We start from the raw sequence: 23,821 nt of genomic DNA, 5'->3' as shown, positions 1-23,821 counted from the left end.
ACAACTCTCAGTTACTTTCTAATTTGGAAGCTTTCTTCAAAAAAAACCTTTGATAATCTTACGGAAACTTTGAATGACAGGGTCTTGGGCTCTACCTCGCCTAAAAATAAGTGAAAATGGTGCTGCATAGCCAAACGTTGCTGGAAGTAACACTTTTAAACGCTGTTGTTCCACCCAATATTGGGCAAAATGCTCAGGTAAATAACCAATATATTGCCCAGATAAAATTAGCACCAACTGCGCCTCCATCGAATCTACTGTGGCAAAAGCATGTTTAAAGCCCTGTTTTGCCAGCTCGGTATGACTCCAATAACCACGACTTACCATTTTTTCACGGCGAATCACTTCTGCTATTAGCCCATGCTGCTCAAACAAGGGGTGCGTATCGCTACAAAATAGCCATTGTTGTTCTTTATGCAAAGATTGATACATCACGCCATTCATTTTAAGAAAAAAAGATCCTATCGCAACATCAAAACGATTTTCCAAAATTCCCGATTGTAGTTCATAGGGTGATTGCACCTGCAATTTAATATAAACATTTGGATTTTGTTCTGAAAACTGCTGAATAATTTGATCTAAGGGGATATTTCGATCTGTCACCATGGAATCCAGCAGTCCTATTTTAATGGTGCCTGTCAGTTCCCCCTTAATCTGTGCAGTATGTCTGGAAAAATTTTCTAATTCATTCAGTATGCGCTTGGCTTCCTGAAAAAACATGTCGCCTTTTTGAGTTAAAGAAAAACCACCACGACCACGTTCACATAACTTGAAACCGACCATATGCTCTAATTGAGTCATATAGGTACTGATTGCCGAAGTTGATAGGTTGAGCTCTTGTTGAGCATTGGCAAAACCTTGATTCTTCACAATGCTGACAAAAATTCGAACTAACTTGATATCCATCTGTGTCATGGCTTTTATCTCAATTTTCCCTCTGCCTCACTTCATCTTAAAACATTCTTGTAAATCTTAGTTTAGAAAAATCAAAACTAAGTTTTTAAAAAATAGGATTTAACCCTGTTCCAAGCTGATCAATAAATAAGAAAAAGGAGAAGCAAATGAACAAGCGTTTAAATCAACCACTTGGTGGCAATGAAATGCCGCGTTTTGGTGGTATTGCCTCAATGTTACGACTACCAGTTGTCGACAATGAGGCAGGTTTGGCCGAATTGGATGCGGCTTTTATTGGGATTCCTCTAGACATTGGTACATCTTTACGCTCGGGTACACGTTTTGGTCCTCGGCAAATTCGTGCCGAATCGGTCATGATTCGCCCATATAACATGGCAACTGGCGCAGCACCCTTTGATTCACTCAATGTAGCTGACATTGGTGATGTCCCGATCAATACTTTTAATTTGACCGAAGCGGTACGCATTATTGAAGAACATTACGACCGTGTACTGGCCCATCCGATTATCCCACTCACCATTGGCGGTGATCACACGCTGACCCTTCCAATCCTGCGTGCGATTTATAAAAAACATGGGCCTGTTGGTTTGGTTCATATCGATGCGCATGCAGACGTCAATGATGAGATGTTTGGTGAAAAAGTCGCACATGGCACTACCTTTCGAAGAGCTGCTGAAGAAGGACTACTGGATTGTCAGCGCGTTGTGCAAATTGGTTTACGGGCTCAAGGCTATAGCGCAGATGATTTTAACTGGAGTCGACGTCAAGGCTTTCGTGTAGTGCAAGCAGAAGAATGTTGGCATAAATCACTCGCTCCCTTGATGGAGGAAGTGAGAGCCAAAGTGGCTGGAGGTCCTGTATATCTCTCCTTTGATATTGATGGAATTGATCCTGCGTGGGCACCAGGTACAGGAACTCCTGAAATTGGTGGCTTGACCACGATTCAGGCAATGGAAATTATTCGCGGCTGTCAGGGCCTAGACTTGATTGGCTGTGATTTGGTTGAGGTTTCTCCACCCTACGACACGACAGGCAATACCTCATTACTGGGTGCAAATCTGCTATATGAAATGTTATGCGTCCTCCCAGGAGTGAAAATACGCAAATAAATTTCCGCGATAAAACAAGAAAAACATATGGATAAAAATAGGTCGAGATGGAATGAAAAAAGATCAATCAAAACGGGCTGCTGCCGCAGCCTTCGTAGGTACAACGATTGAGTTTTATGACTTTTATGTTTATGCCACGGCTGCAGCTCTTGTACTTGGTTTGGTATTTTTCCCTGAAACCGATCCAGTAACAGGCACATTGGCGGCTTTTGCAACCTTTGCTGTCGGTTTTATTGCCAGACCGATTGCTGCTGTTATTTTTGGACATTTAGGCGATAAATTAGGTCGCAAAAAAATGCTGCTATTTACCATGCTGCTGATGGGACTGGCGACTACTGGCATTGGTTTGATCCCCAGTTATGATCATATTGGAATTTGGGCACCCGTTCTACTGATTGTACTGCGCTTTTTGCAAGGCTTGTCCGTCGGTGGAGAATGGGGTGGCGCGGTATTGATGGCTAGCGAACATGCGCCTGCCCATAAAAAAACCTTTTTTGCCTCTTTTGCTCAAATGGGCAGCCCAGCAGGTTTGATTCTGTGTCTTTTGATCTTTAAAGGCATTACATCTTTAGATGAACAAGCCTTACTGAGCTGGGGCTGGCGGGTGCCCTTTTTACTCAGCTTTGTATTTATGCTCATTGGGCTAGCCATCCGTCTAGGGGTAGAAGAATCCCCTGAATTTAAACAGATGCAAGCCAAACAAGAAATCGCCAAGTACCCTGTAAAAGAGTTGCTTAAAAACTATTGGCCTCAAGTGGTTTTTGCTGGACTGGCGATTACCATTGGGACAGCGGGTTTCTTTTTCACCAATACCTTTATGATTAGCTATGTCACCCAATATATGGGGATCAGCCGCCCCACGATATTAGATGCATTGTTCTGGGTCACCCTATTTGAATTTTTAGCCATGCCTATTGCGGCTTGGTATGCCAGTAAAATTGGAGCACATCGCTTTTTATTCTGGGCAGCAATCCTCTGCATCGTTATTCCTTATCCCATGTTTATGCTGGTCAGTACTAAAAATATCTATTTCATCGTGTTAGGCATCACCTTGGCTGTGCTTGCATTGTCATCGTTATACGCTGTGGTCGCTGGCTTTATGGCGGAAGCGTTTCCTGCACATGTGCGTTATTCAGGGATTTCCATTTCCTATCAAATGATTGCGGCAATCACCAGTGGAACTACACCCATCATTGGCACTTTGTTGGCTCAACATTATGCAGGTCAATGGTTACCTTTGGCCTTCTTATTTAGTTTTCTTTCGCTACTGTCCCTCATTGGCATTTGTGGCATTACCCGATTAAGACAAAAGCAACACTCTCAGGAACAGGCTGAACAAAAGCACAGCAGCCCCAAACAAGCCGCTTAATGGATAAGCAAACAAGCGAATATGAATCTGATAAATGGATATTAAGAGTAGCGTATTATGCAAAGAGATCGTTCTAAACAGATTACAACAATTGAAAGTTTTGGCATCGAAGAAATACCGGCTCATGCTCGTACAGCAAGCCCTTTTGATCTATTTCGTTTAAGTTTTGGTGGTGCTAATACCTTTTCGACCTGTGTCTTAGGCAGCTTCCCGATTGTATTTGGCCTCTCTTTTCAAGCTGGATTCTGGGCAATCTTGTGCGGAGTTATCTTAGGGGCCTGTATCTTAGCACCAATGGGAATTTTTGGTGCGCGTACAGGAACCAATAACGCCGTGGCTTCTGGCGCCCATTTTGGTGTCCATGGCAGAATCGTCGGTTCGTTTTTATCCTTACTCACTGCCATTGCCTTCTTTTCACTCTCCGTTTGGAGTTCTGGCGATGCACTGATTGGCGCAACTGAGCGACTGTTTGACAGTTCTTATCAAAGTAATTGGCTATATGGATTGGTCTATAGCGGCTTTGCCTTAGTGGTACTGATTATTTGTATCTATGGCTTTCGCTTTATGCTACTGGTGAACCGAGTGGCTGTGATCGCCTCTAGCCTGTTATTCTTTTTAGGTCTGTTTGCTTTTTCCAAGCAATTTGATTCAACTTACGCAGGACAAATTCAACTCGGACAAGCTGGATTTTGGGCGGCTTTCATGAGTGCTGCATTGATTGCATTCAGTAATCCAATTTCCTTCGGAACTTTCTTAGGTGGCTGGTCACGTTATATTCCAAAGGAAACAGCTTCATCTAAAATCATGGCAGCCGTGTTTGCATCCCAACTTGCAACCCTCATTCCCTTTCTTTTTGGCCTAGTCACCGCCAGCATTGTTGCTAGTAGTACTCCCGTATTTATCGAACAAAATAATTACATCGCTGGGCTGATTCAGATTGCACCTGCTTGGTATTTTATTCCTCTGTGTCTGATTGCACTGATTGGTGGGTTATCTACTGGAACGACAGCCTTATACGGTACGGGCTTGGACATGTCGAGTCTTTTTCCAAAATCGCTTACACGTGTTAAAGCCACGATCTGGGTTGGCCTATTGTCCATCCTGTTTATTTTTCTAGGTCGTTTTGCAGCGAATCTAACTCAAAGCGTCATGACTTTTGCCACTTTAATAGTGGTGTGTACCAGTCCTTGGATCATCATTATGATTATCGGATTTATCACACGGAAAGGTTACTATAAAAATGATGATTTACAGGTGTTTGCAAATGGCCTAAAGGGTGGCGCTTACTGGTTTCATCATGGCTGGAATTGGCGTGGCATCATCGCATGGATTTCAAGCGCGCTTATCGGTTTATGCTTTGTGCATTTACCAGATCAGTTCATTGGTATTTGGGGGCATGTATTCAATGGTCTTGATCTGAGTTTACCGATCAGTATTACACTCGCAGCACTGCTTTATATTTCACTGCTCAAACTGTTCCCTGAGCCAAGTTCTGTATACAGAGCAACATCTAGTGTGAAAAAGACCAAGCAGCAATGTAATCGATCATTGGTGTCAGAATAGCAATGATGCAGATCTATAACTTAGAAAAAAGCCTGCTCAAGAGAACAGGCTTTTTCACATCAAATCTTTTACTTTTTAAGGAAACCACTCACCAAATTCAAGACTTGTTGAATATCTTGGTTGGCTTCTTGCGGATTGGTACTGCTGCCTTGCGGTGTTAAAGAGTCAATCACTTGCGGTAATACTGAAGCAATTGCACCATAAATGGCTTGTTTCGGTGCTTGGGTTTGTTGTGCAACTTGTTCTACATCTTGGTCATCAAATAAACTTTGAATATTTTGCTCTGGCACATCTTGTGCATTTTGTTGCTGTGGATCTACCCAGCTTTGCACTTGATTCGATAAACCGGCATTTTTTAGTTTATCCAATGCACCTTGTAAACCACCTTGTTTTTGAATCCAAGCTAACACCAATGGTAAAACTGCAATCAATAAAGTTTGTGCGGTATTACCACCAGTTGCATTACTTTGGGTTGAAGTATTTCCACCACCCAATTGCCCTAAAACAGAACCCAAGATACCACCTAAGCCACCTTGCTGGCTTTGAGTATTTTGCTGTTGCCCACCAAGTTGACCTAAAACAGAACCTAAAATTCCACCTAAACCACCCGCTTGGGCTGATTGTTGCTGACCGCCTAAAGCTTGCTTTGCTAAAATTTCAACAATGTTGGTTAAATCAGTCATGACTTAAACTTTCCTTTGGAATTATTTATGCAAAAAGCATACGCTGCTTTGAAAGCACAAAACAAAGTTAAATTGTTAAATTTTGCAAGAACTTGCAACTCTTTCCAGCCTGATTATTTTACCAGCGGAATTTATTCCAATTCTCAGGATTCGCCCAAAATTTGGAGTTAAACCAGTCAGGTACATGCTTATAAGTCAAAATATTAAATTGCCATAAAGCAAAATCACTACCATGTGTGGTTTTATCAATCAATTGAGTAAAACCAAGCGAACGCAATAATTTTTCATCACCCAATTTACTAACCACGACAATTCGTTTTGCCATCAGGTCACGTAGCTTCACTAACAGCTGTGATTTTTGCGTTTCAGTGATGTTTTGCATTTCTTCTGTATCAAATAATACAAAACCTAAATCATAACGCTGCGTAAATGGCAGACTTAAAAAGTCAGTTACGCTAAAATAATGCCATTGAATTGAAGCATTTTGGTCAATCTGCTGACCTATACAAAGTGCAGTATGAATGGGCTGTTCTTGAGATAAATCGTCTAGCATAGAAGTGATGACATTTTGTTCAGCCATAACTGCAACCCTTGATTGAAAGATGAGAGTTTATTAATGGAACTACAAGGCATTTGTCATAAAATGCATGCAGCGCTCAAAACGCATAGTGTAACTGATCAATCAACAAGCAAGGCAAATGTTGAATATAAATTTATATTAGATCGTTCAGAAACTGACCTTCCTTTTGTTTTAGGTCAAGAAATTGAGATCGAATGGACTGGCAATATCTTTTGTACCTCTTGTGGCGCAAAAACACCGAAGTCTTATTCGCAGGGTCATTGTTTTAAATGTTTTAAAACCAAGGCCGAATGTGACCTGTGCATTATGAAACCTGAAACCTGCCATTATCACTTGGGAACCTGTCGTGAAGACCAGTTCGCACATGATGTTTGTTTCCAACCACATATTGTGTATTTGGCCAATTCAAGTGCCTTAAAGATCGGGATTACCCGTATTGTCAATATGCCGACCCGTTGGTTAGATCAAGGGGCAACCCAAGCTTTACCCATTATGAAAGTCGGTTCACGTCGTTTGTCTGGGCATTTGGAAACGTTAATTGGTACACAAATCGCAGATAAAACCGACTGGCGCAAATTGCTGAAAGGTGAAGCTAAACCGTTAAATCTGCTTGAGCAACGTGATCAAATTCTTGAAGAATTCGCTCCGAAAATTCAAAGCATCCGTGAAGAATTCAATCAAAACCTTGAATTTAACGAGAGCTTGGAATTCTTGGAAGATGAAACGCCACGTGAATTTATCTATCCGGTTGAGCATTATCCTGAAAAGATTAAATCGCTGAATTTGGATAAAACACCAAAAATTCGCGGTGTATTGCAAGGAATCAAAGGTCAATACTTATTATTTGATATCGGTGTGATCAATATCCGTAAATATACAGGTTATGAACTAATCCTTCGTGCCTGAAGAATATGCATAAAAAAGGTGGCCTAATCGCCACCTTTTTATTTAGCCCGTTTTTAAACAATTCAAAATCGCCTGTACGGGGTCTTCGGTATTACCTGAAATAAGCTGTTTATGCATACTCAAATGTTGCATCATTTGGATATGCGCCGTTTCATGATCCATTAAACGTTCAATTTCAGTGGCTAAATGCTGTGGTGTTGCATCGGCCTGAATCAGTTCCTCAATCACTTTCTTACCTGCAATAATATTCGGTAATGAGTAATACGGAATTTTGACCATGAATTTCGCAATCAGATAGGTCAACCAGTTTAACTTATAAAAAGTCACCATTGGACGATGCAATAACATTGCTTCCAGCGTCGCGGTACCAGAGGCCAAAGCGACAATATCACTGGCATTCATCACCATACGACCAACTTTTGACTCGGCATCGCTATTTTCCAAAACATGAATTTTAGATTTCAAGCTCGCATCTAGATTTTGAATGCCTTGTTCAATCTGATGCTTGCGCGCATCATTAATTGCAGGGATTAAAAACTCCAGATCAGGATGCTTTCGATGCAGAATGTCTGCAGCGCCAGTCAATAAGGGCAATAATCGCTCAATCTCACCACGACGACTACCTGGTAATAAAGCAATATGGGTTTTGTGTGCAGACAAGCCCAATTGATGTTTGGCTTCAGTAATTGGATTTTTTAAAGGGAGTTGCTTTGCCAATGGATGCCCAACAAAAGCGGCGGCAACCTCATAATTTTCATAAAAGGTTTTTTCAAATGGAAATAAGCACAGAACCAAATCGATACTGCGTTTAATGCCATGAACACGACCTTGGCGCCACGCCCAGACCGACGGGCTGACATATTGCACAGTTTTTATCGGTAACTGTTTTTCTTTAATAGTTTTAGATAGCCGTAAATTAAAATCGGGCGCATCAATACCAATAAAGATATCAACGGGATGCTCAGTCCAACGTTCAACTAGACCATCACGCACAGCAAACAGCTTTTTTAAATCTTTAAGGACTTCAACAATTCCCATCACCGAAAGAATTTCCATCGGATAATAACTGTGAAATCCCTCTGCAATCATTTGTGGGCCACCAATCCCCTCAAATTCAGCATCAATGCCCTGTTCGCGAAAACTGCGCATGAGTTTCACTCCTAGAGTATCTCCAGAAACTTCCCCCACCACGATACCAATTTTTAGTTTTTGCTTTAACAAGACCTACGCCCCACAGAAATGTTTAAATGATTCTAACAGAATGATTTTACATCGAATCACCCTACACCGTGCAAATTGTTCATGATTGGTGAACATCAGTTCTGATCTAAGATGACATTTATTATTCAAAATACAATCTAGATTTACGATGAATGAAGAATTGATTGAGATTCAGCTAAGACTTAATATAAACAAGAATCATTTCCATATGTGATCTATTTCTCCCTTCTTTTGCTTCAAGACCCTTTATGGCTAAATCTGCATCTGTTTCGCTTGTCTATCGACTGAGCATTTTCTATCGCTTTGTACTGAGCTTTGTTCTTGGCTACGTGTGCATGATGTATTTGAGCCTTGGACTTGGTTCATTGTTTAGCCATTTATTAGACAAGGCAGAGGCAATCTATCTTGCGGCCTTTATTTCAATTCTCTTTTATCTGGCCTTTATCATTTTGAGTTTTTGTACGCATTCATTGCTCAAACTCAGCTTGATCAGTCTGGTTTTGACTGGCGCATTGTTTGGCTTATCTGTGGGTTTAAATTAAAAATGCAAAATAAAGGCGTTCGCCAATCAATGGCATGGTTGCATGCGTGGACAGGCTTAATTTTTGGCTGGCTTTTATTTGCCATTTTTTTAATGGGTACCAGCTCCTATTATCGACATCAGATTAATCTATGGATGCAGCCACAACTGGCGCAATACCAAGTTAATCAAGACACTGCTATCCGTACAGCAACGGATTATTTAGCTAAAAATGCGGCTGATGCCAAATCTTGGTATCTCAATATTGCCAATCATGAAGAACCCGTCAATAAAATGTATTGGCAACAAGCCAGCGGCGGCTATGAAAGCCGTAGTTTAGATGCCAATACAGGGCAAGAGCTAAAACTCTCAGCGACCCAAGGCGGAGATTTCTTTTATAATTTCCACTTTCAGCTCTATGGTGTTCCCATCATGGTCGGACGGCTGATTGCCTGTCTCGCTGCCTTTATTATGCTGATTGCTTTGGTCTCTGGGATTATCACGCATAAGAAGATATTTACCGATTTCTTTACTCTCAGAACCTTTAAATCGCAACGCTCCTGGTTGGACTTCCATAATGTCTCTTCTGTACTGGCATTGCCATTTTTCCTGACCATTACCTTTACAGGCTTGGCGATTTTCTTTTATCTGTACTTGCCTTGGGGCATGCAAAAGCTTTATCCAGAGAATCCTTTTCAATATTTTACTGAGATCAGAACCACTGAAAAAAGCACAACGCATCAAGCTGAACCTAAAAAAGCGGAAATGTTGCCGATTGGCAGTTTATTAGAAAAAGTAAAACAACAATGGGGAGATCAAGCCTTAGCATCGATTGAGGTCAAAAATCCCAATACAGACCAAGCCATCATTACCTTTAAGCAATTAGAAGATCGTTCGATTAGCTTAAATCAGGCACAAATCACCTTTGATGGTCAAGGTCATGTATTGGCGAATACCCGAAATGAAAGTGCTGTTGCGACCTTAAATGCAGGTGTTTATGGCCTACATATGGCGACTTTTGCTCAGCCGATACTGCGCTTCGCTTTCTTTTGCTCAGGCATTCTGGGATGTTTGATGATTGCGTCTGGCCTATTACTGTGGAGCCTAAAGCGCCAGATTCAAAATAAATCGAATCAATTTCATTTCGGCTATTATCTGGTGGATCGTTTAAATGTTGCAGCCTTTGTCGGCCTTCCTACGGCAATGCTCGGCTATCTATTCGCCAATCGATTGGTCCATATCACTGAAACCACACCCAACTATGAAATTTATACCTTTTTCAGCGTATGGGGACTGAGCTTTATCATCGCTTTATTGACCCAAAAACAATATTTATGGAAATCACAGATTTGTATCTTCGGATTGATTGCTTTGATTCTACCGATCTATAACTTAGTATACTTGATTCAACATCAGTTAATCACTGATTTACATAGCTATTGGATATTCTTGCGAATTGATTTGTTTCTGCTGGTCTGTGCCCTATTTGCCGTGTTTATTTTTAGAAATATTCAGCCGATTCAAGCGAAATCCGCTCAGAAAATTAAAAGCAAGTTGGCGAAGCAACAAGAGGTTAAAGCATGATTCTGTTGAGCCTTGTATTGACCTTCATCGGGATGTTGTTGCTGTATAAATGTAGCGCCAAGCAAGTCAGTAAAGCCAAACAACAGGTTTTCATTCGCTATCAAACACACCTTAGAGTCTTAGCTTATCTCTGCTTCTTAATTGCAGGTAGCCTGCTTTGTTTAAAGTATGGTAGTTCCATTGGCTTTATTAGTTGGTGGATCTTTGCCACACCAGTGACCTTTATATTGGTGTTATCTGTGAATGAGTTAAAACCCACTAAAAAACTAAAATGATTTTGCTATAACAGCTATCCTCAACTTTTGCCAAGGATAGCTTTATTACTTAAAAATTAATGCCCGTGATGGCTATGATCTTCCTGAGCAGCAGTTTTGTCTTTGTCATCACAACATTTCATCTTTTTTTCACAACACTCTTTTTTATTGGCGGCCTCTTTTTCCTTACAACAATTACCTGCAGCAAAAGCCGGTACAGTTGTAGCCAATAAAAGTGTTGAAAGCAAAATGGTTTTAATATTAAACATAATCATGTCCTTGAAATAAAAATAAGAAATTTGAATTTATAAAAATAGGACATGATTTGGAGGGCGATAAGGTAACTGATAAATGCCTAAAGTCAGTTGATCTAGATAAGTTGAATTTGCTGTTTTAAGCGATTGTATGCTTCGTTCGATGGAATGAGGGCTATCTTCAAATGTTGCCACGACACAGCACAGACTCTTTTGGCAATGCGATATATCTATTTTGCCACTGTCCATAGGGTCATGCTTCGTCATGGTAGACATTCCACAATCTGACATTGCAGCATGATTTTTCATGACTTGCGCTACAACAGGTTGACTCACTTCAGACACAGCCATTGCATAGCTATTGGTGATAAAACACATAGCAATCAGCAATGAAATGAGGCTTCGAATGAAAATAGACATAAGGCGAAATAATCAAACATACAATCCGTGTATCAATCTCAAAATAAACCAATCACCGTTCATAAAGCAAGCCAAACTGAATTAAAATTGATCTAAAAAGCGGTAAATTCGCCTTTCTTTAGCTTTTTTTTGCATAAGCAAATCATTATTCATCACAACGAGTTATCTAAAAAAAGCATAAGATATGCTGATTTTTGCATAATTAGGCATATTGTCGATGTTTGGTCCTATAGAATTTATTATGGCTGGGGTATTGGTTGGCTTCTGTGTCGGTATTACAGGAGTGGGTGGCGGTTCATTAATGACTCCAATCCTGATTAGCCTTTTTAAGATCGAACCGCATATTGCTATTGGTACTGATCTACTTTATGCCTCAATCTCTAAATTCTGTGGTTCAGTCGTTCATGCAAAAAAACTGAATATTGTCTGGCCAATTGTACTCTGGCTCGCTTTAGGCAGTATTCCAGCTTCTTTTGCAACCTCTTGGGTACTTGAACATTATCTCAGTCAATCAACGCATTATAAAGCTGTTCTGACTATGGTCTTGGGCTTTATGTTGACGTTGACGGGTATTTCAATTGTTTTCCGAGCACAAATTGAAAAGTTCTTTGACAAATTCCGTAACCGCGAACAAGCGGATATGGAAAGTGAACAGCATGCATTGCAACACAAGCGTCATTACATTGTGATTATGGGTATCGTGCTTGGTATCTTTGTGACCTTATCTTCTGTGGGTGCAGGTGCTTTCGGTATCATGGCCTTAGTGCTTATGTTCCCAAACCTTCCTATGATCCGTATCATTGGCTCAGATGTAGTACATGCGGTATTACTGACAGCGGTTGCTGGCCTAAGCCATATGTCTTCAGGTAATGTCGATTTTACCCTGTTAATGTGGTTATTGGTGGGTTCAATTCCAGCCATTATTGTCGGTACACTCATCAGCTCACGTATGCCAGAACGACTAATCCGTAAAATTCTAGGCATTACCCTATTTGCCTTGGGTGTGAACTTTATGGTGAACCCAATTAAGGCGAAACCAAAGCCAGTTGAAACACACCAAGCTGTTGTGATTCAGCAAACAAAGCATGTAACAACAACTGTTTAAGCGTTGTAATGCCGATTATTTCTACATAAATTATGCTTTTCGCTAGTTAATCAATCGGCATTTCATGCTATATTCGTAGACAAAATAACCTTTTCTTTCGATTGAATTTGTGACAGCAATGAATACTCTACAGTCAAATCCAGTTTCTCAGCCAGATATCGACGACGTTAATATTAAAAGCATTCAAACTTTGATTACCCCAGCAGAACTGAAAGCTGACCTCCCTTTATCTGATGCTGCTTCTCAAACTGTGTTACAAGGACGTGCAACTGTACGCAACATTTTAGATGGCAACGACAAACGCTTGTTTGTGGTCATTGGCCCTTGTTCGATTCACGATCCTAAAGCTGCACATGAATATGCTGACCGCCTGAAAGTGCTCAGCGAAAAAGTAAAAGACACTTTATATCTAGTAATGCGTGTTTATTTTGAAAAACCACGTACCACAGTTGGTTGGAAAGGTTTAATCAACGATCCAGATATGAACGACTCTTTCAATATTGAAAAAGGTTTGCATATCGGTCGTGGATTATTAATTGATCTGAATGAAAAAGGTTTGCCATGTGCGACTGAAGCACTTGATCCAAACTCACCACAATACTATCAAGACTTGATTTCATGGTCAGCAATTGGTGCACGTACCACTGAAAGCCAAACTCACCGTGAAATGTCTTCAGGCCTATCATCTCCTGTTGGCTTCAAAAACGGTACCGATGGTGGCTTAACCGTTGCGACCAATGCGATGCAATCAGTTAAACATGGTCACAGCTTCTTAGGCCTGAATGAGAACGGTCAAGTTGCGATTATCAATACCAAAGGTAACCCTTATGCGCACGTGGTATTACGTGGCGGTAATGGCAAGCCGAACTATGATGCCACTTCAGTTGCTGAGGCTGAAGCCGCTTTGGCAAAAGCTAAAGTCAGCAACAAGATCATGATTGATACCAGCCATGCCAACTCAAACAAAGACCCGTACTTACAGCCTTTGGTTTTGAAAAATATCACAGAACAAATCCTTGATGGCAACAAATCAATTGTCGGAATCATGGTGGAGAGTCACTTAAAAGGTGGGCGTCAGGATATTCCTGAAAACTTATGTGATCTTGAATACGGCAAGTCAGTGACGGATGGCTGTATTGATTGGGAAACCACAGAAAAAGCATTACTCGAAATGCATGAAGCATTGAAAGACGTCTTACCAACACGTTAATTCAATCTTTACAAAAAACAGGCTCTTATGAGCCTGTTTTTTTGTTTGTCGATTCGACTAACTTGCACAAACGTACAATACAGCGCATAGCGCTTTACCCTATTTTGATCATCCTTTGTTATTGATTCATTTAGGTTGAGCATGGAAATTTTTCTTTATACCTTAAGTGTGATGTACAGCCCTGGTCCTGTGAACTTTATGGGATTAAATGCGGGTCTAACAGGACAGTTCTCTCGAACATTGGGCTTTTTTGCAGGTGTGGGTTGTTCCATGCTGATGCTATTTGTTGTATTTGGCTATGCAGGTGCAGCATTGATTCCCCATGCGTATTTGCATTTTATTGCCTTGATCGGGGCGCTTTATACCTTTTATATCGCCTATAAAATGATGACAGCGCATACTGAATTAAAAACAGATCAAACCCAACACAAAAGCCTCAATTTTTGGAATGGTTTCTGGATTCAAAGTCTGAATCCTAAAGCGATTTTGGTGATTTTACCTGTGACCACCATTATGTACCCTGCTGCACATATCACTGGTAGCTTGATTCTCATTGTTTCATTACTCATTTCTCTTGGTGCAGCGGGTGCTCCGTTGCTTTATTCATTTACTGGATCAGTAATTGGCAAAAAATTGAGTAATCCAATTTGGCTCAATCATCTAAATAAAATACTGGGTATCTTCCTAATTATTTCAGGTCTATTTATGTTGAGTGATTTCTTAAAAGGTATGCATCTTATTTAGAGCTTTTTAAGTTGCAAACACAGCTTATTTCTGACGTGTATAAATCTGTTTCCATCTTGCTGGGGTAATCCCAAAAGCTTTGCTAAAATGCCGAGTCATATGGCTCTGATCAAAAAAACCAGCAATGATGGCAGCCTGCGTCAGCGACTCTCCGTACATCAGACATCTTTTCACGATATCTAGCCGACGCATAGTCATATAACGATGCGGACTGGTGCCGAATAGCAATCGAAAATCTCGAGAAAGACTCCAACGATCACGCTGTATATTCTGTTCTAAATCATCCAAACTAATGTTCTGATCTAGTGAAGCATGAATAAATTCTCGGGCTTTTTCAGCCGCAATATAATCATAACGCTGCCTTGAACGTGGCGCATGACCTGAGACTTCATACAAAGTTGTTGCCAAGTCATACAACGCATCTTCTTCTTCTAGAATATCCAATGGATCATGCATGTTTTGTAATAGTGTATGAGTAACACGATAAAGCCGTGGATCATCACTCAGCCCATGTTTGAAAAAAGGCAGCGGTTTGCCTTTCATGATTTTTTGAATCAATGCAGGTTCAACATACATCATTCGATAGTGAAAGCCTTCTTGAGTCCCCGCACTGCCATCATGCTTTTCATCTGGATGTAACACCATGGTCATGCCATGCTGACTATGTCGGACTTCACCACGATAATGAAAGCTTTGTACACCAGACAAGGTACGACCAATCGCAAAGGTATCATGTTGGTGTGGTTCATATGCATGATCAGAAAAGAAAGCTTCTATTCTTTCCAAGCGATCACTCTCAGAAGCCCGAACAATCCAATCGGACTGATTTGCTATTTTTGACACGCTGATCTGCCTATAAAATATTGAATTCAGCAGTCTCAGAATACCTTAATTTTGCTTTGATCTATAAGTCATTTTTTGATTATACTGCTGCCTCATTTCTCCTACGACGTATCGCTGATATGAAGTCCAGTTTTCGTCAACATTTGCTTAAGTGGCGTGCCTATTTCGGCGCGGTTACTTTGCTGTGTTTACTCTGGCATATCTTCTTACCAACGATGGTTCATACAGGCGTCGTACCTGCACTTTATGCAATGCCAAGCCATTGCCAAGTCACAGAAATTCAAAATGTCTCGTTGATGTCACAGACGCATTCAAGTCATCATCAACACAGCATGCATGACATGCATCACGGACCGCAGCTACAACATGCCAAACATGCTCAGCTGAGTGAATATGCTCAACATGTGTATGCATTGGCCAGCCAAATTATGAAGCATTGTCCTCTCTGCTCACATGGTCTAGATGCCGCTGCGATCATGCCGCTGATTGCATTCATTATTATATTTCTACTGGCTTGGTTCAGTCGCGTTCGCTGCCTGTGCCATACGTGGACAGAAGATCTGCACATCGCCCGTATCTTCTATATTTTTCCAATCAAACAAGCCCCGCCACTCGCTTTATAAAACGCAAATTTTACTTCGTACCCCGTAAATGACGGCGGTGCATTCTCGTTTATTGCTTTTTATAGAGTTCAAAATGAATACTCCATTCCGTTTGTCTGTACTTGCGGCTGCGTGCCTGTCTGTTGGCTATAGCTCGGTTGTTCTTGCAGAAACTGTACCCTCTGATGCGACCAAAACCTTAGCCACCATCGTTGTGACCGCAAGTCGTGAAGGTGAATCGATTAATAATACCCCTGCTGCGATCAGTAAAATTAACAGCAAGGACATTGAAGATAAGCATGCAACGTTTATTGGACAGGTGCTGAATCAAACCCCAGGTGTATTAATGAATGACTTGGGTAATGAACAGCATATGATGTCCATTCGCCAGCCCATTACTACAGCAGCTGTTTATCAATATTTAGAAGATGGGATTTCAATTCGTCCCGTGGGCGTGTTTAACCACAATGCCTTATATGAAGTGAATTTGGCGGGTATTGATAGCATCGAAATTTTACGCGGTCCTGCCAGTAGCGTATATGGCAGCAATGCCATTGGTGGAACCATTAATTTCCTCAGCAAAGCTCCAAGTGCGACAGCAACAGCAGATCTGGGCATCAGTGCCAGTTCTGAGGGATATCGCCGTGTCGATGTGGGTGCATCGAATACCTTTGATAGCGAATGGGGCGAGCATGGTTTAAGAATTTCAGCCTATGCCAGTGATCGTGGTGATAGCTGGCAAGACCATGCTGAAAGCAATAAACAGAGTGTGACGCTCAGACACGACTGGCGCATCTCTGATGCCACACAAATTAAAAATATTGTCAGTTATAACCATTTAAAAGCAGATATGACGGGTAGCTTAAATCTGGATGATTATCGCAAACGTCCTGGATACAGCTACCAAACCTTTACCTATCGTGAAGTGGATGCCACACGGCTTTCTTCTCAAATTAGTCATCAATGGAATGATCAGCAACAAAGCCAAGTCACCTTATATTATCGAGACAATACCACTGAACAAAACCCAAGTTATAACATCCGTACTGATATCCAAAATGGCAAACCGACAGGCACGTATAGCGGACAAACTACCTATAATGCCTTTCAGTCTTATGGTTTAAATGCTCAACACGCGATTAGTTTTGATCAAGTCAAACTGATTGTTGGTGCGATGGCTGAACACTCTCCCAACCAAGCCAAAACCAATGATATTCAAGTTTTCCGTGATCCGAACACTTTGGTGTATACCGGTTATCAACAACGCCAACGCCTACGAGATTTTAATGTAGACGTGAATAATCAGGCCGTCTATGCGCAAGCCAATTGGCAAGTGCTACCGACTTTAAATTTCGTCGGTGGCGCACGTTATGATTGGATTAGTTATGACTATGAAAACAAATTAACCCCATCAAAAATTACAGGTGCACCAAATGAGAAACGTGATTTTCATAAGGCCAGCCCTCAACTCGGTTTTGTCTGGAACGTAACGCAAGCAATTGATCTATATAGCAATTGGTCACAGGGCTTTGTCCCACCCGAAGTCAGCAGTTTATACGGTGCAAATTTGGTGACACCTGACTTGAAAGAAGCCACATTTGAGAATATTGATGCGGGTCTGCGCTTTAAATTATTCGATGATCGCTTAGATGGTGAAATCACGCTATATCGCTTAGAAGGCGAAGATGAAGTGATGAGCTATACCAAGCCAGACAATACCCGTGAGCCACGCAATACAGGTAAAACCTTACATCAAGGCATTGAAATTGGGGGAACTTGGAAGCTCAGTGAGCTTTATGATCAGCGCTTAAAACTCTCAGGCAGTGTTGCCAAACATGAATATAAACAGTTTCAACCTTCCAGCGTTTTAGATTACAGCGGTAACACCATGCCAAGCGCACCTAAAACATTTGGCACGCTTGAATACCAGATCAAGCCCATACCTGAACTATTACTTTCTGCGGAAGCGGTATATGTCGGTCCTTACTGGATTAATGATGCCAACACGGAAAAGTATGATGGCCATACTTTGCTGAATCTACGTGCCAATTACCGTAAAAATACCTATGAAATTTTTGGACAAATCCTGAATGCCACAGATAAGCATTATGCGGAAAGTACTTCATTTAGTAATAATCAGGCCAGCTACACACCTGCTGCACCACGCACCTATTTATTAGGCTTAAGTTACCACTTTGGGAAATAAGCCATGAATGCCAGACAACTTAAACAACGACTGTCCTTACACCGTCGTTTTGGAATGGTGTTCGGCATTCTCGTTTTACTTTGGTCTTTAACAGGTGTGTTGCATCCAATCATGAGTGCAACACAACCTCAACCTGTGAAACGAATGCCCCCATCTCAACAATTGGATTTAACACATGCCTTAGCAGCATCTGATGTTTTAAAGCGACATCAAATCGCACAGTTTTCAGCATTACAGGTGATTGAATTAACACCTCAGCAGATTGCCTATCGCGTATTACAACCGAATCAAAAGATTGCTGAATATTATGATAGTCAGACAGGTCAATTGCTGGCCAATGCGGAGCAATTGGATGCCCAACGTTTAGCACTTTGGTATACAGGCTTATCGCAACAGGACATTGTATCCAGTCAAATCATCACCACATTCAGTGATGATTATCAGAGTGTCAATCGTTTGCTGCCTGTTTGGCGGGTTGATTTTCAAAATGGTTTACGGGCCTATGTTGATCCTTCACAAGCCCGATTGGCTACACTCTCCAATGATCAAAAGATGTGGATGGCAAAAATCTTCCGCTTAGGTCATACATGGACGTGGGGTGATCAAGCTTGGATAGGCCAAACTGTTCTTATGCAACTGGCTTTGATTGGCATACTCTGCATGATTTTTATGGGGATAAGCTTATTCTTTAACATTCACAATCGGCGCAATCATCGTCTAGGGCAAAAACCAATACGCTTTCTGCATCGCTATTTAGGCATCAGTTTAAGCGTCTTTATTCTGCTTTGGGTGCTTAGTGGTTTCTATCATATTTGGCAAAAAAAGCCCGATATTAAAAATATTCAACCTGTTTTCCATACAGCTGATTTAACTACAGAAGTATGGCAACACATCACTCAACAGCCTATTCAACGGCTGGATCTTGTTCCCACATCCTTTAGAGAAACACATAGCCGTGCAGCTTGGATGATTCAAGCCATCGGACGAGAGCCATTACAAGGCAGCATGACGGCGGCAACGAAGCAGCATGATCATCACACGACTAAAACAGTAGTTCCCGCGATTCAGTTTGTAGATGCTGGTAATGGTGAACTGATTGATATTCTTAAACAAAGTAAACAATTGGCTGCAAGTTATTTAGGATTACAACCTGAACAAGTTCAACAGGCCGCATGGGTGACAAGTTTTGGAGGCGAATATGGGTTTATCAACAAGCGTCTGCCCGTGATTAAGGTTGAAACGCAGTTAGAGAATCAACTCAGACTGTATATTGAGCCCAGCAGTGGCGTAATTGCAACTAAGGTCACGCAACAAGATGCTTTAGAAGGATTTAGTTTTGCTTATCTACATAAATGGACATGGTTGCCAATAGATAAAACGCTTCGAGATATCATCCTAGGTACGATTGCCGGGTTGGTTGCTTTACTCGCTGTGCTTGGTTTCTGGGTTCAATTGGGCAAACGCTAACATCACTCAAAGTGATCCTTCTGTTTGCAGGAGGATCACCCCACATCAAGTGGTCAATTTTTTAAATAATATAGAATGAAGCAATCACAGCACTGAGAATCACACCAGTTTCAGCCAACTCAATCGCAGCACCCACCGTATCGCCGGTAATCCCGCCAATACGTTTAATAAATACAGAACGCAAATAGAAAAGCATCAGTAAAAAAACCAATAGTGAGACTAAACCCAGCCATTTAAACATACAAAGCAATGCAATTGTAATGACAAAAACCATCCAAAGTTGCTTTTTTGGCATAAAACCAGTCATAGAACGCCCTAAACCTTGAGCACGCATATAAGGTGTGGTGAGGAATAAAAACAGTGGCACACTGCGCCCCAGCATAGGCAAGACAATTAAAAAGGCAGCCATTTGTTGTTCGAGCAAAACGTATAAGGCCACAAATTTCAGCAAGCATACTACGACTAAACTCAGCACGCCGATTGGACCACAAGCGGGGTCTTTCATAATTTTTAGGGTTCGTTCAGGATCACCAAATCCACCGACCCACGCATCTGCACTATCCGCTAAACCATCGAGATGTAATCCACCTGTCAGCCAAATCCAGAGTATGAGGATCAGTGCTGCACTCAAGATGGTCGGAAGCTTTACCAACAGCATTGCTGAGGCAAATAAAATCATTCCAAGCAACAAGCCAACCAAAGGATAAAATAGTAATGCCTGACCATTCTGCTTGGCACTTGGCATTGTTTTGAGCTCAATCGGTAAAACGGTCAAAAACTGCAAGGCAATCCAAAAAGGTGTCATGCAACCTCTCAATCACATCTGGTTCATCGTGCATGGATTATGAAGAAATAAAATTGGGAATAGCAAGCTATTCCCAAATGAAAAGATCGAATATCTTAGATTATTGAATTTGATAACATTGTTTAAGCTTTAAATAATCATAATAAAAACTGTTATTGCTATAACGTGCATAGTTACAACTCGACTTAAACAAGGTTTCTTTCTCGTTATAGAACATTTTCAGCAAGGTTGTGCCTTGCTTATCTTGATAAATATCCCACTGTAGATTTGCTGCCATCGGTGACACCGTCTCACCACGCCAAGCGCTGGTGTTATAGCTATAAGTTTGACGTAACGGTAACGGCTGCATCATGTTATGCAACTCTAAACTGGTCGCCAAAGGAATAATGATTTCAGCATGAGCAAAACGTAATACTGCACGATGTGACTGCTGTTTATCCACAATCGCATCGACCTGTTTAAATAAATCCTGTTTTAAACCTTGGGCAATAGCACTGGTGACATTCTTCGATTCAGTAAAACTTGGGCCTTTGCTATAAAAATCATTGGCATCGTTAAATTCAGCATAGAACTTTGCTGCATCTACAGGCATATACTGATCAAAATCAGTCCCTTTCAGTTCAGTTTTCATACCGCCTGAAATCGAATACAACTCATAGATATAGGCCGCTGCATCCACAGCACTGGCAATACTATTTTTTCCCTTTCCTTTTTCAGTAATGGTTTCACCTTTAGGTGACGTGACGCTATAAGAGCCGGTATTGCTAAATACATATCCCGTTGTTCCCAGTTTCTTAATAAATTCAGGCTTAAAAAGCGGATTCAACACGCTCATTGCCACCTGTTCAGCGCGGCTATTTTTCACAAGCTCATTTAATTTATTGACCAAATCTGCATCATCCTCTTCAAAATGCTGATAGGCTTGGCTGGCATCGTAAATCGCCTGTTGTTGCGCCGATAAAGGTTGTACTAGATCTTGCTCTTTGTTCAAACTATGAAAATAGAGTTTGAAACGATCTACCCCACCATCTTCAATTGATGGCACACTGCTACTGGCTAAACTGGTGTAAGAGACTGGAGAAATGTGTGTCTTCAATTGTGGCTGCTGTTGAATCAATTCTGCAGTAAAAAACTTGGCACTATCTACGGCACGATCCACACCTGAACTTTGCACTAAAATTGATGATGATTGCTGTGCTGCACTTTGGAACAAAGTTGGAAGCCGTTGCAATAAACGATCAGCAATACCACGATGCTCCTGAATACCTTGCATGCTTTCATTACCATAGCCATACTGACGGATGCCATCTACACCATAACCCAGAAGAATATTGGCTTTCATCATAGTTTCTAAATCTGCCCCCAGCTTTTCGCCTAAAGGGGTAAGTGCATTTTCAGCTTTGGCCTGCTTCCATAGGTTATACAGCGCTAAATCATATTTAATGCTAGATAAGCCGCGAGAACCATGACGTGCAACCAGTTCTGTAAATACAGGCTGAAAACCTTGCGGAATGGCTTCATATTTTTTGAGATCTTGTTGCGGTTGGTATGGGGTTTTGGTCTGATAGTATTTTGATGCAGTATTGGTTTCTGGCGGATTTTGCGATTCTACGTGATTGTCGTTATTACATGCCGCCAATACAATGCTTGCGCATAACACACTGCTTTTCAATAATATATTCATGGATGATTTGCTTATAGGTCAAGAAATGCCCTGTATCATAGGCAGTGGCAATGACAGTTCGATTACAAGACCCAAGCAAATACTGGAAATAGAATAAGATTTTATCGCTGCTAAGTTGCTGTCTTTTCAGAAAAATGAATTTTATTTTCAATTTGAGTTAAGTTTAAAGCATATAGCTTTCCTAACTCTGCGGGCATGCTTAATAGATCATCTAACTTATGATGACGCGCCAAACAAGTGAGTAATTTAATCACCCCACCATGTGTCACCACCAAAGCCCTATTCCAATGATGCTGCTGCATTTGAGTATAAATTTCATCAAAACCATGTATGACACGTTGCTGGAATTGATGCAACGACTCCCCATTGGGTGCATGATATCGGGTTGGAAATTGCCAGAAGTTAGCCAATCGCTCAGGTGCTGTTTCATAAATGGTTTGCGTGGCAATACCTTCCCAATCGCCAAAATACATTTCCTTAATTTCTGCATTGAGCAGCAAAGGTAATTCAAGTTGTTGCGCCAGTGCTGCCGCAAATTTTTGGCAGCGTTGTAATGGTGAACTGATGATTACATCCCATTGTACTTGAGCTTCGAGATGCTGCTGAATGGTGGATTGCATTTGCAACCAACCTTGTTCAGTAAGTGCATCATCCAAATGTCCACGTAAGGTATGGCTGAGTGTCGTTTCACCATGCCGCAGTAAATCAAGGTGCAACTTTATCACCCGTAACCGCAGCTTCGGCAAAGGTGGCCATTTGATTATGCAGAACACAAGCCAGTTGCAACATAGATAGTGCAGCTCCTGCACCACTACCTTCACCCAAACGCAAATTCATGCTTAAAATAGGTTGTGCACCCAATGCTTTTAAGACACTTTGATGTCCATACTCAGCTGATTGATGTCCAAACAACATCCATGCGCGACTGTGGGGTTGAATACGTACCGCACACAAGGCTGCAACCGAGCTAATAAAACCATCCACCACAATTGGCAAACCGATTTGCGCACAGCGGATATAAGCGCCAGTCATGGCCGCAATTTCTAGACCACCTACTGCAGCCAAGATTTTTAAAGCATCGTCAGCAACATCTACTTGATGTCGCTTCACCGCTTGATCAATGACAGCAATCTTATGCTGTAACTGTTGGGAATTAATTCCTGTACCCACCCCAGTTAGTTGTGCGGCATCTTCATGCAACAACAAACATGCCAGTGCTGAAGCTGAACAGGTATTTCCTATCCCCATTTCCCCTGCAATAAAAATATCGGCAGCTTGAGCTTTGGCACGATCAACGCTGTCTTTACCCAGTTGTAATGCCGCTAAGCATTCCTGTTCCGTCATTGCTGCTTGTTGAGCGAAATTGGCTGTACCTGCACGGATACAATGGCGCTCAACCCCTGCATAATCATAGGTATCACCCACTGTACCGCAATCCACCACTTGTAAATGTGCATGATGATGTTTGGCAATCACACTGATAGCTGCACCACCTGAGGCAAAATTTTGCAGCATTTGACGAGTCACGGCTTGCGGATAAGCCGAAATATTTTCGGCCACAACACCATGATCACCCGCAAAAATGGTAATCCAAGGCTGCTGAATCTGCGGATGGACCGTGCCTTGTAAGCTCGCCAATTGAATGGCTAGCTGCTCAAGTTGCCCCAAAGCACCTGTGGGTTTAGTCAATTGCAGTTGACGTTGTTCAGCTTGTTGTTTGGCTTCCAAATCTGGTTGTTGTACGGCAGCTAAAAACCATTGCGCTTGTTCAGTCATG

Annotated in this window: 24 protein-coding genes; 13 read left to right on the top strand and 11 right to left on the bottom strand. The window is 41.5% G+C overall.

Translation table 11 applies throughout. The annotated features are described in order from the left end of the window. Nucleotides 1-36: 36 nt before the first annotated feature. Nucleotides 37-915, bottom strand: a complete 879-nt coding sequence (locus NG55_RS16915) for a LysR family transcriptional regulator (protein ID WP_065343899.1) — start codon at nt 913-915, stop codon at nt 37-39. A 146-nt stretch (nt 916-1,061) separates the two neighbouring features. Between NG55_RS16915 and speB the strand changes: the two genes are divergently transcribed. From speB to NG55_RS16900, 3 genes are read left to right on the top strand one after another with little or no spacing between them, the layout of a single operon-like run. Further along, on the top strand, nt 1,062-2,024 hold the full coding sequence (gene speB / locus NG55_RS16910) for an agmatinase (protein ID WP_065343898.1): 963 nt from the start codon (nt 1,062-1,064) through the stop codon (nt 2,022-2,024). 52 nt (nt 2,025-2,076) lie between these two features. After that, entirely contained in the window at nt 2,077-3,393 is a 1,317-nt protein-coding gene (locus tag NG55_RS16905; RefSeq protein ID WP_065343897.1) for an MFS transporter, read from the top strand. A 57-nt stretch (nt 3,394-3,450) separates the two neighbouring features. Next, the gene (locus NG55_RS16900; protein WP_065343896.1) at nt 3,451-4,956 is read left to right on the top strand and encodes a purine-cytosine permease family protein; all 1,506 of its coding nucleotides are present in this window, start codon (nt 3,451-3,453) and stop codon (nt 4,954-4,956) included. 68 nt (nt 4,957-5,024) lie between these two features. Here the strand turns inward: NG55_RS16900 and NG55_RS16895 are convergent, their stop codons facing one another. Continuing rightward, complete coding sequence (locus tag NG55_RS16895; protein WP_065343895.1) at nt 5,025-5,639, bottom strand: YidB family protein; 615 nt, start codon at nt 5,637-5,639, stop codon at nt 5,025-5,027. Nucleotides 5,640-5,757: 118 nt separating this feature from the next. After that, the gene (locus NG55_RS16890; protein WP_016540206.1) at nt 5,758-6,219 is read right to left on the bottom strand and encodes a DUF6231 family protein; all 462 of its coding nucleotides are present in this window, start codon (nt 6,217-6,219) and stop codon (nt 5,758-5,760) included. Nucleotides 6,220-6,255: 36 nt separating this feature from the next. Between NG55_RS16890 and NG55_RS16885 the strand changes: the two genes are divergently transcribed. Beyond that, a complete protein-coding gene (locus NG55_RS16885; RefSeq protein ID WP_065343894.1) occupies nt 6,256-7,125 on the top strand; it encodes a DUF2797 domain-containing protein in 870 nt (289 codons plus the stop codon). 42 nt (nt 7,126-7,167) lie between these two features. Here NG55_RS16885 and lpxB read toward each other — a convergent pair whose 3' ends face one another. Continuing rightward, complete coding sequence (gene lpxB, locus NG55_RS16880) at nt 7,168-8,346, bottom strand: lipid-A-disaccharide synthase (RefSeq protein WP_081409013.1); 1,179 nt, start codon at nt 8,344-8,346, stop codon at nt 7,168-7,170. A 248-nt stretch (nt 8,347-8,594) separates the two neighbouring features. Here lpxB and NG55_RS16875 point away from each other — a divergent pair, with 248 nt between their 5' ends. From NG55_RS16875 to NG55_RS16865, 3 genes are read left to right on the top strand one after another with little or no spacing between them, the layout of a single operon-like run. After that, the gene (locus tag NG55_RS16875) at nt 8,595-8,888 is read left to right on the top strand and encodes a hypothetical protein (RefSeq protein ID WP_065343892.1); all 294 of its coding nucleotides are present in this window, start codon (nt 8,595-8,597) and stop codon (nt 8,886-8,888) included. 2 nt (nt 8,889-8,890) lie between these two features. Then, the gene (locus tag NG55_RS16870; RefSeq protein ID WP_065343891.1) at nt 8,891-10,450 is read left to right on the top strand and encodes a PepSY-associated TM helix domain-containing protein; all 1,560 of its coding nucleotides are present in this window, start codon (nt 8,891-8,893) and stop codon (nt 10,448-10,450) included. Next, nucleotides 10,447-10,725 (top strand): DUF1634 domain-containing protein, encoded by a 279-nt coding sequence (locus NG55_RS16865; RefSeq protein WP_065343890.1) that lies wholly within the window; start codon nt 10,447-10,449, stop codon nt 10,723-10,725. The genes NG55_RS16870 and NG55_RS16865 overlap by 4 nt, the downstream gene beginning before the upstream one ends. Before the next feature lie 56 nt (nt 10,726-10,781). Here NG55_RS16865 and NG55_RS16860 read toward each other — a convergent pair whose 3' ends face one another. Beyond that, on the bottom strand, nt 10,782-10,973 hold the full coding sequence (locus tag NG55_RS16860; protein ID WP_016540212.1) for a hypothetical protein: 192 nt from the start codon (nt 10,971-10,973) through the stop codon (nt 10,782-10,784). 36 nt (nt 10,974-11,009) lie between these two features. Further along, complete coding sequence (locus tag NG55_RS16855) at nt 11,010-11,378, bottom strand: hypothetical protein (RefSeq protein ID WP_065343889.1); 369 nt, start codon at nt 11,376-11,378, stop codon at nt 11,010-11,012. Nucleotides 11,379-11,595: 217 nt separating this feature from the next. Here NG55_RS16855 and NG55_RS16850 point away from each other — a divergent pair, with 217 nt between their 5' ends. The 3 genes from NG55_RS16850 (at nt 11,596) to NG55_RS16840 (ending at nt 14,437) form a co-directional block, all read left to right on the top strand. Then, on the top strand, nt 11,596-12,483 hold the full coding sequence (locus NG55_RS16850) for a sulfite exporter TauE/SafE family protein (RefSeq protein WP_065343888.1): 888 nt from the start codon (nt 11,596-11,598) through the stop codon (nt 12,481-12,483). 118 nt (nt 12,484-12,601) lie between these two features. Further along, nucleotides 12,602-13,693, top strand: coding sequence for a 3-deoxy-7-phosphoheptulonate synthase (locus NG55_RS16845; protein WP_004653380.1), 1,092 nt, complete (start codon nt 12,602-12,604; stop codon nt 13,691-13,693). A 141-nt stretch (nt 13,694-13,834) separates the two neighbouring features. Beyond that, complete coding sequence (locus NG55_RS16840; protein ID WP_065343887.1) at nt 13,835-14,437, top strand: LysE family translocator; 603 nt, start codon at nt 13,835-13,837, stop codon at nt 14,435-14,437. 24 nt (nt 14,438-14,461) lie between these two features. Here NG55_RS16840 and NG55_RS16835 read toward each other — a convergent pair whose 3' ends face one another. Next, entirely contained in the window at nt 14,462-15,280 is an 819-nt protein-coding gene (locus NG55_RS16835) for an AraC family transcriptional regulator (RefSeq protein ID WP_065343886.1), read from the bottom strand. Nucleotides 15,281-15,399: 119 nt separating this feature from the next. On the opposite strand from NG55_RS16835, the gene NG55_RS16830 reads away from it, so the two are divergent. The 3 genes from NG55_RS16830 (at nt 15,400) to NG55_RS16820 (ending at nt 19,555) form a co-directional block, all read left to right on the top strand. Beyond that, nucleotides 15,400-15,903, top strand: coding sequence for a hypothetical protein (locus tag NG55_RS16830; RefSeq protein WP_065343920.1), 504 nt, complete (start codon nt 15,400-15,402; stop codon nt 15,901-15,903). Between the two features lie 73 nt (nt 15,904-15,976). Next, the gene (locus tag NG55_RS16825; RefSeq protein WP_065343885.1) at nt 15,977-18,088 is read left to right on the top strand and encodes a TonB-dependent receptor; all 2,112 of its coding nucleotides are present in this window, start codon (nt 15,977-15,979) and stop codon (nt 18,086-18,088) included. Nucleotides 18,089-18,091: 3 nt separating this feature from the next. Then, nucleotides 18,092-19,555, top strand: coding sequence for a PepSY domain-containing protein (locus NG55_RS16820; protein ID WP_065343884.1), 1,464 nt, complete (start codon nt 18,092-18,094; stop codon nt 19,553-19,555). Nucleotides 19,556-19,616: 61 nt separating this feature from the next. Here the strand turns inward: NG55_RS16820 and NG55_RS16815 are convergent, their stop codons facing one another. The 4 genes from NG55_RS16815 to cobT form a co-directional block, all read right to left on the bottom strand. Beyond that, a complete protein-coding gene (locus NG55_RS16815; RefSeq protein WP_065343883.1) occupies nt 19,617-20,360 on the bottom strand; it encodes an adenosylcobinamide-GDP ribazoletransferase in 744 nt (247 codons plus the stop codon). 100 nt (nt 20,361-20,460) lie between these two features. Further along, a complete protein-coding gene (locus NG55_RS16810) occupies nt 20,461-22,044 on the bottom strand; it encodes a histidine-type phosphatase (RefSeq protein ID WP_065343882.1) in 1,584 nt (527 codons plus the stop codon). A gap of 110 nt (nt 22,045-22,154) precedes the next feature. After that, entirely contained in the window at nt 22,155-22,760 is a 606-nt protein-coding gene (locus NG55_RS16805; protein ID WP_065343881.1) for a histidine phosphatase family protein, read from the bottom strand. Then, nucleotides 22,750-23,820 (bottom strand): nicotinate-nucleotide--dimethylbenzimidazole phosphoribosyltransferase, encoded by a 1,071-nt coding sequence (gene cobT / locus NG55_RS16800; RefSeq protein WP_065343880.1) that lies wholly within the window; start codon nt 23,818-23,820, stop codon nt 22,750-22,752. Before cobT ends, NG55_RS16805 begins: the two co-directional genes overlap by 11 nt. Nucleotide 23,821: the final 1 nt, after the last annotated feature.

Source organism: Acinetobacter gyllenbergii, assembly GCF_001682515.1.
In the GTDB taxonomy this organism is placed as follows: Bacteria; Pseudomonadota; Gammaproteobacteria; order Pseudomonadales; family Moraxellaceae; genus Acinetobacter; species Acinetobacter gyllenbergii.
This window is presented reverse-complemented; position numbering and strand designations above follow the sequence as displayed.